At 63.7% G+C, this 10,767-nt stretch carries 13 protein-coding genes; 11 read left to right on the top strand and 2 right to left on the bottom strand.

The window, feature by feature from the left end; all coding sequences use genetic code 11:
* The 3 genes from WC683_17395 to WC683_17385 all read left to right on the top strand — a co-directional run.
* Positions 1–185 (top strand): hypothetical protein (locus WC683_17395; protein ID MFA4974384.1); only part of this gene is annotated, 185 nt, incomplete at its 5' end.
* A gap of 23 nt (positions 186–208) precedes the next feature.
* On the top strand, positions 209–454 hold the full coding sequence (locus tag WC683_17390) for a hypothetical protein (GenBank protein ID MFA4974383.1): 246 nt from the start codon (positions 209–211) through the stop codon (positions 452–454).
* Positions 455–457: 3 nt separating this feature from the next.
* On the top strand, positions 458–2,380 hold the full coding sequence (locus tag WC683_17385; protein ID MFA4974382.1) for a hypothetical protein: 1,923 nt from the start codon (positions 458–460) through the stop codon (positions 2,378–2,380).
* Here WC683_17385 and WC683_17380 read toward each other — a convergent pair.
* The gene (locus WC683_17380) at positions 2,377–2,730 is read right to left on the bottom strand and encodes a RyR domain-containing protein (GenBank protein ID MFA4974381.1); all 354 of its coding nucleotides are present in this window, start codon (positions 2,728–2,730) and stop codon (positions 2,377–2,379) included. The two genes, WC683_17385 and WC683_17380, sit on opposite strands and share 4 nt — an antisense overlap.
* Positions 2,731–2,829: 99 nt before the next feature.
* Between WC683_17380 and WC683_17375 the strand changes: the two genes are divergently transcribed.
* The 5 genes from WC683_17375 to WC683_17355 are packed head-to-tail and all read left to right on the top strand — an operon-like array spanning position 2,830 to position 7,723.
* Entirely contained in the window at positions 2,830–4,089 is a 1,260-nt protein-coding gene (locus tag WC683_17375; protein MFA4974380.1) for a hypothetical protein, read from the top strand.
* A gap of 1 nt (position 4,090) precedes the next feature.
* Positions 4,091–5,701: a hypothetical protein gene (locus WC683_17370; GenBank protein MFA4974379.1), complete on the top strand. Its 1,611-nt coding sequence runs from the start codon at positions 4,091–4,093 to the stop codon at positions 5,699–5,701.
* Complete coding sequence (locus tag WC683_17365) at positions 5,698–6,681, top strand: hypothetical protein (GenBank protein MFA4974378.1); 984 nt, start codon at positions 5,698–5,700, stop codon at positions 6,679–6,681. Before WC683_17370 ends, WC683_17365 begins: the two co-directional genes overlap by 4 nt.
* 1 nt (position 6,682) lies before the next feature.
* The gene (locus tag WC683_17360) at positions 6,683–6,946 is read left to right on the top strand and encodes a hypothetical protein (GenBank protein ID MFA4974377.1); all 264 of its coding nucleotides are present in this window, start codon (positions 6,683–6,685) and stop codon (positions 6,944–6,946) included.
* 12 nt (positions 6,947–6,958) lie between these two features.
* A complete protein-coding gene (locus WC683_17355; GenBank protein MFA4974376.1) occupies positions 6,959–7,723 on the top strand; it encodes a hypothetical protein in 765 nt (254 codons plus the stop codon).
* Positions 7,724–7,751: 28 nt separating this feature from the next.
* Here the strand turns inward: WC683_17355 and WC683_17350 are convergent, their stop codons facing one another.
* A complete protein-coding gene (locus WC683_17350; GenBank protein ID MFA4974375.1) occupies positions 7,752–8,456 on the bottom strand; it encodes a hypothetical protein in 705 nt (234 codons plus the stop codon).
* 32 nt (positions 8,457–8,488) lie between these two features.
* Between WC683_17350 and WC683_17345 the strand changes: the two genes are divergently transcribed.
* From WC683_17345 to WC683_17335, 3 genes are all read left to right on the top strand, one after another.
* Positions 8,489–9,373, top strand: a complete 885-nt coding sequence (locus tag WC683_17345) for a hypothetical protein (GenBank protein ID MFA4974374.1) — start codon at positions 8,489–8,491, stop codon at positions 9,371–9,373.
* A gap of 9 nt (positions 9,374–9,382) precedes the next feature.
* The gene (locus tag WC683_17340) at positions 9,383–10,477 is read left to right on the top strand and encodes a baseplate J/gp47 family protein (protein MFA4974373.1); all 1,095 of its coding nucleotides are present in this window, start codon (positions 9,383–9,385) and stop codon (positions 10,475–10,477) included.
* 1 nt (position 10,478) lies between these two features.
* Positions 10,479–10,767: hypothetical protein (locus tag WC683_17335; protein MFA4974372.1), on the top strand; the 289-nt coding region annotated here is incomplete at its 3' end.

The raw sequence follows: 10,767 nt of genomic DNA, 5'->3' as shown, positions 1-10,767 counted from the left end.
CCGAGCTGCTACCCGCCGACCACACGAAGGAGTGCCGCGAGGCCGACCCCGACATCTTCTGGGAGCAGATCGGGCTCAAGTGCCGCGCGCTCGTCGTGCGAGTGTTCCTTGAGACGCACAGCCTGACAGCGGAGGAGCGGCGGGATTTTTTCGAGAACTGCATCGAAGTCCGGGATGCCGTCTGACAGACGCGGCGCTTGAGTGGCTGATGCCGTCCGAGTGGCTCGGGTCGATACCCGTGCAGACGTTCGCGCTGCGTACCAACCCCCGGGACGCCATCGACGGGCGGATCAAGAAGCTCATGCAGCTCGCGCGCTACGCGAGGCTCGGCCATCCCGGCGAACTGCTAGGATGGGAGGACGTGGAGGTTGTCCACTTCCACGACCTGTACCGGGCGCTGCACGAGCTGGACCGCTCCGAAGCCCCCATCCAATCGTTCGCGGAGGACTTCTGAACCATGGGACACAATACCGAAGTTGCGGCGGACCTAGTTGTCAACGACAAGGCTGGCGAAAGCATCGGGCGCATCCAGAAGTCGTTCAACGCGCTGGACAAGAAGGTCAACAAGGTTGGAAGCAGCCTCAAGAAGTTCGCAACGGAGACAGCAAGCACGGCGCTCGGCGTTCACCTCGCGGGGTTCGGTGGAACGCTGACCGGCATCTACCACGAGGCGCTGGAAGCCGGGATGGAGCTGGGCAAGCAGCAGAAGGCGGTGGCGAGCGCGCTGATGATGACGGACAAGGGCGGGCGCGGGTACAAGGAAATCCGCGAGCAGGCGAACGGGTTGCAGGAGGAGCTTCAGAACCTCGCCATCGACGCGGGGGCGAGTAGCGACGCGGTGATCGAGAGCTTCAACGACATAGCGAGCCGCACCAACAAGAGCACGGACGAAGTGCAGGAATTCATGGGGACGATGGTGCAGGCGGCGCGCATCGCCCCCGGCGGGCTCGCGAGCATCACGCAGGGGTTCGAGCAGATCGAGATGGGCGTCGCGCGTGCGCGTAACCCCATCGTGCAGATGATTGCCTCGACTGGGCTGCTCAAGGGCAACGCGCGACAGGTTGCCAAAGAGATGCAGAAGATGGCCCCCGACAAGATGATGGCGATAGCGGAGCAAGCCATCACGCGCATGGCGAAGAAGATGAAGGACGTGCCGCTCACGTTCGGCGAGTCGATGCAATCGCTCAAGGAGATGCGCGGGCAGCTCTACGAGATCGTTGGCATGCCGATCTTCAAGGGCCTGACGCCGATGGTGCAGGAGCTGCGCAAGCAGATGACGGCGCACCGCCACGAGCTGGAAGCGTTCGCGGAGAAGGTTGGGGAGAAGGCGACGCTCGCGTTCAAGTACGCCGGGGACAAGGTGAAGGACGCCTTCGTGCTCATCAACGAAAACTGGGAGGGCATCGCGCGAAGCATGGGCACCGTGGCGGACACGCTGATGGGGGCGGGGAAGTTCTTGATTGACCACAAGGACACGTTCACCCGAATGGCGCAGATGGGCGGGGGTGGCTATTTCAACGTCGCACGCGGTCACGCGGGAGAAGGGTCAGCAGGCGGAGCGGGTATCGTTGGTGACGTGTTGGGCGGTGCTGCATTGGGTGGGAAGTTGGCTGGTGGGATGGGGGCCGTTGGGGGGGCGTTGTTTGGTTTGACTGGGGCGCTCACGGAAGAAGCTGTGGTGCTGTACGACTCCACCTTGGCAGAGGAACGGCGCACCGGGGCGCTACGGAAGACAAACGAGGAACTGGACAAGCGAACGCGCACCGCCGAGGAGGAAGCCAAGCGCTTTGCCGAGCTGCAGAGCTTTGCGAAGAGCCTGGGGTTGGGGGCGTTCGGGCAAAAGGTAGAGGGGCGGTTCACCTCCAAGACCGAACGTATGCCGGAGGGTGTTGGGTTTGCAGAGCTAAGCAAGAAGGACGTTCGGTACGGAATCGACGAACAAACCCAAGAGCAAGCGGCCTCGATGGTCAAGGAGTTCAACGCCTCATTGGAAATGGCGATGAACAGTACAGACAAGGGGCGGTTCGAGTTAATCGGGAACATTTTGAGCCACAGCAACGCATTGCAATTCGCGTTGGCAAAGTCTGGTGTGGACGTAGGAAGGGGGTTTGGTGATCTGATCGACGCGATGATCGCGGGCGGGAAGATGACGGCAGAAGCTGGCGCGCAAGCTAAGAAGTTGGTCAAAGGGGGAAAGAGCTTGGAGGGTATGAGCAAGCCGAGTATCAACGTCAACGCATCCGGCTCGACTATCAACGTTAAACAGGAGTTCCGTGATGCGGACCCCGACCGGATCATGATGGTGTTCAAGGCTGGCGTGACGAAGGCGGCGCTGGCGCGTGTGAACGCGCGGGTGAGCGGGCCGTTCGGTGGATTCTAAAGCGCTTGAGCCAAAGCTCTCACAACGGCGAGGAAGATACTGTCTTTCGCGCGTTGTTCGGGCGGCAACTCGGCGTACGGCACGAAGCAGGGATGCTCCTTCTTCGCCGGATCCTTCACCGGGCCGTACTTCCAACCCCCGGCCAACTTTTCAGCCATCCATCCCTCGTGTGACTGCTCCGGGGTGTTGCCGTTCAGCGCGCCGACTACACCATTGCGAGCGCTGGACTTCTGCCAGTCCGGCGCTTCGTCCCAAGCGGGTTGCGACGTATCTCCGAGCGCTATACAGTACGCGCGGTTCGCTTCATGCGCCGCACGCGCGCAGGTCTCGATCTTCACAGATTCATCCATTTTCTATCTCCTTGTGATTGGGTGTACCGAAATTCGGCATTACGCATAATGCGCGTCCGCGTTAACCCGGGTTAACGCGTGCCGTGGTAGAGTGCGAGCATGGCGGTCACGACCATCACCCTGTCGAACGCGGGAAACCTCAAGCGCCAAGTCGCCAATCAGGTGACCATCGAGGAGCTTGCGGGCGCGCGTCGGCTCATCACGCTGCGGGGCACGGGGCTGCCGCACGTGGGGGCGAGCTGGGGCGTGAAGCAGAACGCCCCGGTGACGTGGTTCCCGGGCAACCCGGAAGGGTCACAACAGGTGCTCGGCGGTCAGGTGCTCCCCGGTGACTGGGAGGGCACGTGGAAGCGCACGCTGCTCGGTCGGTCCCCTTGCTACGTCGGCAGCAACGGCGAGCAGGGCGTGAGCGTGGTGGAGCCCGCAACGCTGGTCAAGGTGTTCGAGAGCCTGTGCCTCACGGGCGCGCGGGTGCGCGTCAAGTGGCGCGACATCGTGCGCGAGGGACGCATGACGCAGTTCGACCACGCGCACGGCAAGACGACCGACGTGGCGTGGAAGGCGCACTTCGACTGGGTCAACCGCGGGCGCAAGGTAGACAAGCGCGTGCAGGGCGTGCGCAACGGGTCGCTCACGAGCGAGATCGATGCGGGTGTGGTCGAGGCCGAGCTTGCCGCCAACATGGAGCCGACGCGGCTGATGGTGGGCGGGCGCACGACGCTACCCAAGGGCGCACCGAAGATGACGCTCGGGCAGCTCGGCGCGCTGCTCAACGCCCCGAACAAGATGCTGAGCAACTTCTGCCGCCAGTGCCGCTCGTTCGCGAAGAACATCCAGCAGGCCGGGGCGCTCGTCAATCAAGCGCGCAACATCCCGGCGAGCTTGCAGAACACCGTGCTCAACGAGACGGAGAACATGCTGGCGCTGTGCAACACGACAGCGGACGCGCTGAGCCGCGAGTCGCCCGAGATGCTCGCGGTCAAGCGCAACGCGGCAGACGTGGTGCGCAACGCAAGCTACTTCGGCAGCGGCATCCGGCAGTCCCAAGTGCTCGCGAAGGTGTGCCAGGACATCCGTCTCACTGTCAACCGCACGAAGGGCGAAGCGCTCGGTGCTGGAACGGGGGACAACCGCGACGCGCCGCAGTCGGCGGCGGTTCTGATCGTGCACGCGGTCAAGCAGGGCGAGACGCTGGTGAGCATCAGCCACAAGCACTACGGCACGCCCGACCACGCGTACGACATCGCGGTAGCCAACCACCTCGGCTACCCGTGCCCGCCTGACGCGGGGGGCCACAGCATCGGCGGGCGGCGCACTCTCATCGTCCCCGTGCTGAGCGGGCAGGGCGGCGGGGTGTAGCGTGGCGAACGACCGCCCCGTGCAGGAGTGGTACCCGCGCGCCCGCGTAACGCTGCTCGTGCGTTTCGAGGAGTTCGCGGAGACCATCAGTGCGAAGCCGCCAGGGCTGCGGCAGACGCTTCGCAAGGGTGGAACGGACACCAAGGAGCTTGAGTACGTGCTCGACCCCGACGCGCCCGCGGGCTCGCGCCGGTACATCCTGCTGCCGAAGGGCGGGAGCAAGATCGCGGCGGCGAGCGCCGACAAGTTCACCCACCAGCTGTGGGGCATCATCCCGGTGAGCGCGAACTTCGTGCGCAACGGGATCGACAAAGCGGACACGCTTGGCGTGGAGCTTCCGTTCCTCGATGCGCCGTTCGACCCTCGATGCATCCGAAGCTGTGCAATCGACTACTACCTGGGGACCATCACAGCGGAGGAAGCGGCGGCGGAAGCGGGTGCGGCGGTGCCGACGATGATACCCGACAGCACGGTGGACGAGCGCGGCAACGTGCGAAGCAACCGTCGTCTGCGCGGCTGGGTGGACACCTGGGAGGTGAACTTCTCGGACAGCGGGACGCCGATGGTCAAGCTGGAGTGCCGTGACGGGCGCAGCGTGCTCATCGACCAGCAGTCCCCGCCGCAGCTTCACGTTGACCCGAAGCTGACGCTCGACAAGGCGGTTGCTAACTACCTGTCGAACTTCCCTCAGTTCGCGGGCGTCGGGGTGGAATGGCGCGGCGACGGGGACGCGCCGAAGCTGTCTGGCATCCTGAAGAACAAGGGGCAGGACAAGGGCAGCAAGACGGGCAGCGACAAGTCGAGCGTGATGGACTACCTGACGGACGTGGTTGGTTCGGCGGGTTGTGTGCTGTTGATGGAGGAGAACGCGCTCATCATCTCCAAGCCGCGCACGGTGCTCAAGGCGGGAGCCACGCGCGCCAACGACCCGCACACCGGGGCGGGCCGCAGCATCAACGGGATGCCGCTGCCGAACCGGACGTTCGTGTGGGGGCACAACGTCAGGACGATGAAGTTCGGGCGCAAGCTGAACGCCGCCGCTCCTGTGAACATCGAGGTGGCCGCGTACTTGCCCGGGAAGAAGCAGACCATCAGCGTGCGGTTCCCCGGGGTGACGACGCAGGCCGCGCCGGGCGGTGCGGCGGATAAGAAGATCATGGTGTGGCGTGTGCAGGGAATCACCAACAAGGACGACCTGAAGGTGATAGCGCAGAGCGTCTACGAGCAGAGCGCGCGCCAGGAGCTGAGCGTGGAGGTGACGACCACGGACATGGCGAGCTTCGGCGGCGACAACTACGACCCTGACATCCTCGACATGCTGCCCGGTGACTCGTTCGATGCGTACCTGATGCGCGAGGCGCAGGGGCACACCACCGTTGGGTTGTACGAGGACAGCACGATACAGAAGACGAAGATCGTGCAGATGCTGGTAGAGATGGGGCACGACGAAGCGATGTCGAAGGCGTACGCGGACAGCTACATGGCGGGTGGGTTCCAGACGACGTTCCGCACGCGCGCGCTCAAGCTCGACTGGAGCATTGACAGCGGCGTGTCAATCTCGCTCACGGGCAGCAACTACGTCGAGGTGCGGCTTGACAAGGAGATCACGTGAGCATCGGCGCGTTCGGAGACCTGGACTTGAACATCCTCGCGGAGGCGCTTGCGCGCCCCGGCATGGACCCGCGCGTGTGGGTGAGCTACGGGCTTGTCGCACCCGAGACGGACGATCACAAGAGCGTGGAGTTCGATGCGCCGTGGGGGCCGACCGTGTGGGTGGTGCTTCAGCCGCATCGGCAGATTGTGGCTTGCCGCGTGGCGGGGCACGTTGCAGGCAACGGTGAGGGAGAGTGGGCACCGTTCCTCGCGGGCGACGAAGTTCTGGTGGTCGTGCCCGAAGGCGACACGCGCGCTGTGCCGGTCATCGTGGGGCGGCTCAACAATGAGCTGGACGTGTTTCCCGAGTACGTGGCGGGGCAGAAGACGGACGGCAACCTGTTCAGCTTCCGCCGCCAGCTCGGCTCGTACCTCATCGAAGGCGACGCAGCGCTCATCATGCGTAGTGCAGTGACGGGCGCAATGATCGGTATTGACGAGACGGGAAACCTGACGCTGCGCAACGGGGACGGCACGGTGTTCCAGCTCGGCGCGACCGGGTGCGCGATGCAGAACAAGGACGGTGATCTACAGATCGCAATTGACACCGACCAGAAGTCGGTGAACCTGATGGCGGGGGCGTCGGGGTTCAAGCTCGCGGACAGTGGATCGTCGAGCATGATGACGAGTGGAGCGTTGGAAATGAGCGCGTGCGGGGCGAGTGCGGTTGAGCACCTCGTGACGCTGGAGCAGCTCGTGAACATCTTGATGGTAGTACTCACGCTGCCGCCACAAGGAACGTTCAACCCGGTAGGTTTCGCGAACCGTATTGCCGCCATCGCGGGAATGACTCAGATGTTGACGCTTGCGCCGCCGTTGCCGATCACGCCAGCGATCAACGCCGCGATCATGACAGCGATGCAAACCCCAAAACCGCCCGCACTTGTGACCGGGCAGAACTTCCCTGGTGTTGGATGCGCCGGGTTGCTGGGAGGTTGACATGGGGTGCGTAGGCGCGAGCGCGAGTATTGGGTTCTCTGGCGGCACGTTGAACAGCGCGACCATTTGCGGGTTCGCCATCCCGCCGAAGTTCAACTTCAAGTTCGGCTTCGCGTTGCCTGCGATACCCGCGTTCCCTCCAACCATCCCGTGGCCGTTCATCGTGCTTAGCTGCGACTTCACTAACCCGCTGAGCGCGGGGCTCAGCGGTGGTAGAATGCCCAACTACGCGGCGGGCGCGTTCGACGACTGCGACACGGACTGACAGGAGACCACGATGGCTGTTCAAATCACGCTCAACCAAGCAGGCGCTCCCGCGGGCGTTCCGGGGCAGGCGCGCGAGGATTTCGCGACCGGCTTCGCTGTCGTAGCCACGTCGAGCGGCGGAGCGTACACCGCGTACCAGTGGGAACTGCTTGACGTGCCGACCGACTACGTGGCGGTCTCGCACAGCATCGCTGGCCTGTCTGCCCCGGGCGGCGCTGCCACCAACATCCTTCCCATCGACTTGACCGGGACGTACAAGCTGCGGCTGAGCGTGGACAGCGGCAGTGGACTCGGGGCTACCGCCGACGACGTGGCAGAGATCACGTTCTACGCGGGGGCAGCGCTCGCGGCGCTGTCGTACCAGCTACCCCGGCGCAAGCCCGCGTTCGGTGAGAAGCTGGAGCACAACGTGCCGCAGGCGGCGGGGCTCGGCGGCGTCATCAACTGGCGCGGGTGGGCGGAGGAGCTGGACCGCTGGTTCGACGTGATCATTGGGCTGTACACCGACATGGTGACGATCAAGGCGATCGGCACCTGGATCTGCGAGCAGCAGTTGGTAATCGTAGATGGGCAGACGGTATTCGACACGGTGCACGACGTGACGCACATCGGCAAGACGTGCGCGCACTTCTTCGTCAACGGTTTGGAGATCCCCAAGGACGAGTACAACGTGACGACCGTCGCGGGGCACGGGCGTGTGACGCTCGTATTGGCGGGGACGACACCGCCGATGGTCACCGGGTGGGAAGTCGAGATTCGCTATCTCCAGGTCTAGCGCGCGTTAACCCGGGTTAACGCGTGGGCTAGTAGTAGGATTTGGGAAAAAACGACAGATGAGGTTCGTTGTAATTTTTCTCGTGCTTCTCTACCCACCTACGAGCGAACAACTTCTGCCCCGGGTTCCAGCTTTCAACATCTTGTGTGGTGATACCGTATACCCCTGCTATACGCAGGGCTTTGGTGAGGCTACGCACTGCTTGGAGCGCTTTGCGTACTTCCTTGTTGGAAAGCTCTCCGGTCTTCAGTTCTTCCCGGGTGATGGTAACGCGCTTGTCGATGCGCGAAGGCTTGCCTGATTCGTACGGCTTGTGTGTGCACGCGGTGATGGTTTTGTCGTCACTGGAAAACGAAGTGACAGTTGCCCCCCGAACACTTCCGAAGTCCAATAGTGCTCCTACGAACAAGCGTTTCCCTTTCCACATGTAGGGACGCCGATTGATCCAGTTCTCAAACGACTTGCACGCGGACAAGTTGCCAGACGTGCAGGCTTCGGCGTAAAGGTTTTCCCTTAACTCTCCGAACCAGTAATCGCCGTCGAAATCGTTGTAGATAGTTGCAAAGTCGTTTGGGGCGAATCGGAACCCAGTTGTGATCGCCAGTGATAGCGTTGCACGCAATGCCGGGTTGAGCGTTCGCCACGAATGCGGAAACGCTGTACCCTCGTTTCGGTACAATTGCTGGACGAACAGATACACGGCGGACTTGGGGATGTCGTTGTGCTTGCTCATGGTTCCATAATGCGCGGTGCTATGATGCCCCCATGACGACAGTTGGCTGGGGCATAGGACCGATTGGAATCACCCCGTGGGGTGGTGGCCCGCTTGCGGATTTCCGCCTGCTGTCGGCGCAGCCCGTGGCTGAGAACATCGTGCGCCTCACGTTCAACGAAGCCCCGTACTCGGACGGGGTAGGCGGGCTGTACGACGCGCTCGACGACACCCGCCACACCGTGACGTTGGTCGCGGGCGGCACGGGGCTCGACGGCAACGCGGTGCGCGCCGTGCTGGTGATCGAGGCGCGGCTCGTTGCTGGGGACGCGTTGTCCCTCGACGTTGTGGTGGACCGGCCCTTCAGTCCGTACCCGTGCCAGTACCGCGCTGCGTGTGTGGGGCTGCGCGGTGCAGTCAGCGGGTTGCCCCTGACCGTTGGCTACACGTCGGCGGTGTTCTCCGGGCTGCTGCGCACGGTGGAAAGCCAATCGCGTGACCTTGCGCTCAAGAACCGCGACATGGCATCACCACAGACGCCCGCCGCTACGATGGACCCGCTACCCAACCCGCTCGGCGCGGTGCTCGGCAGCTACAACGTGGACGCGACCGGGGACTATGCGTTCGATGAAGGCGTGACCAGCTACCGCAAGCGCGGATTGCGGCGCACCTATTGCCGCAAGCGCAAGTTCGTTTTCCTCCCGCCCGAGTGGGGCGTCGGAGTGATGGACGAGCTGAAGCGGACGAACAACGCAGAACGGCGCGAGGCGATCCGCGCCGACATCGAGGAGCAGTGGTTGCAGGAGCCCGAGACCGCCGAGTGCTCGGTGACGGTGATGACCTACGACAACGCTCCAGCGGTCGTCGGCTACTACATCAAAGCCAAGATGCGAGACGGGCGCAGCATGGCGGTGACGTTGCCGTTCAACTTGGGGTAGAGAGACACCATGGACCTGCCTACAAGAATTGATCTCCTTGCCGTCGCGCGCACGTACATCCGAACGCGCGCAGCGAAGATCGACCCGAACCAGATCGATGTCATCGGCTCGGACATCAACCTGTTCGTCGGCTCCAACATGGTGGTCGCTGCCGAGCTTGTCTACCAGCTCACCGCCGCCGTCGCGAAGCTGCTCATCGACGGCGCGGACGGCGAAGACCTGGACCGGCTCGTGTGGGACCGCTACCAGATGATCCGCAAGGGCGCGTCTCCCGCGTTGGGCGTGGTCGAGTTCAGCCGCTACACCACGACGGCAGGCGCGGGCGCGGTTGCGGTAGGGACGCGGCTCCAGAACGACACGGGCGTCGAGTTCGTCACGACCACGCTCGCGACGTTCGCTGCCACGAGCTTGTCGGCCACCGCGAACGTGCGCAGCGTGCAGGCGGGCAAGCTGAACCAGTCCGCAGCCGACACCATCGTCAGCATCCCCGATCCCGGGCCGCTGTGGGACAAGACGCTGATGGTGACGAACCCGGAGGCGACCGCGTACGCCGCCGACCGGGAAACGGACGAGGCGTTTCGGGCGCGCGCCAAGAACTTCTGGACGACTGCTCGCCGGGGCACGCTCAAAGCCATTGAGCAAGGAGCCATTGACACCGCGGGCGTGGCAAGCGCGAGCGCCGTGGAGGAGCTGACCGCGAGCGTACAGCCCGCGCGCGTAGTTCAGCTCTACGTTGCAGACGAGGACGGCAGTTCGGGTGCTGGGCTCGTGATTGACCTTAACGAGTATCGCGCGGCGGGCATCCAGGTCATCACGGTGCTGAGCATGACGCAGCTCGTGGACGTGCAACTGCACCTCACGTTCCAGGCGGGCAAGGACACGGACATGCTGCAAGAGCAGATTCGCACCGCCATCCTCGGCACTGTGAACAAGTGCGAGGTGAACGGCATCCTGTTGCGCGCGGCGTTGCTGGAGTGCCTCAAGAGCTTCATCGACGACGGGCTCATTCCGACCAACGACAGCCTCGTGGACCCGGCGGGCGACCTTGTGCCCGACCTGGGCAAGTCGATCCGCACAACCATTGACCGCGTGACGGTGGTGTGAGGTGGCGGGGTATTTCACCATCGCTGACCTACTCGCCATCTGGCAGAGCAGCGTTGACCCGTTGTACGCGCAGCCGTTCCTCGACGCAGGCGACGGCGGCGGGCTGGAGGCGTACAACCAAGCGTTCGCGCAGTACGAGCGCGTGTCGCAGGCGATCATGCGCTCGACGCAAGCGCTGTTCATCCTTCCGCACAGCGCGCAGCTTGCCGAACCAGCAGCGGGGGATTCCAACGCGCGGGTGACGGTGCTGCTGGCGAGAGAAGCGGCGTACCAGTTTCCCATCGTGTTCA

It is taken from the genome of bacterium, from assembly GCA_041648665.1.
In the GTDB taxonomy this organism is placed as follows: domain Bacteria; phylum UBA10199; class UBA10199; order 2-02-FULL-44-16; family JAAZCA01; genus JAFGMW01.
Note: the sequence above shows the minus strand (reverse complement) of the source record. Positions and strands in the feature narration are given on the sequence as shown.

Bases quoted from the DNA above. Each gene is read 5' to 3' on its own strand.
- WC683_17340 (MFA4974373.1), top strand. From the start codon at position 9,383: ATGGACCTGCCTACAAGAATTGATCTCCTTGCCGTCGCGCGCACGTAC.
- WC683_17355 (MFA4974376.1), top strand. From the start codon at position 6,959: ATGGCTGTTCAAATCACGCTCAACCAAGCAGGCGCTCCCGCGGGCGTT.
- WC683_17390 (MFA4974383.1), top strand. From the start codon at position 209: ATGCCGTCCGAGTGGCTCGGGTCGATACCCGTGCAGACGTTCGCGCTG.
- WC683_17350 (MFA4974375.1), bottom strand. From the start codon at position 8,456: ATGAGCAAGCACAACGACATCCCCAAGTCCGCCGTGTATCTGTTCGTC.
- WC683_17360 (MFA4974377.1), top strand. From the start codon at position 6,683: ATGGGGTGCGTAGGCGCGAGCGCGAGTATTGGGTTCTCTGGCGGCACG.
- WC683_17345 (MFA4974374.1), top strand. From the start codon at position 8,489: ATGACGACAGTTGGCTGGGGCATAGGACCGATTGGAATCACCCCGTGG.
- WC683_17375 (MFA4974380.1), top strand. From the start codon at position 2,830: ATGGCGGTCACGACCATCACCCTGTCGAACGCGGGAAACCTCAAGCGC.
- WC683_17380 (MFA4974381.1), bottom strand. From the start codon at position 2,730: ATGGATGAATCTGTGAAGATCGAGACCTGCGCGCGTGCGGCGCATGAA.
- WC683_17385 (MFA4974382.1), top strand. From the start codon at position 458: ATGGGACACAATACCGAAGTTGCGGCGGACCTAGTTGTCAACGACAAG.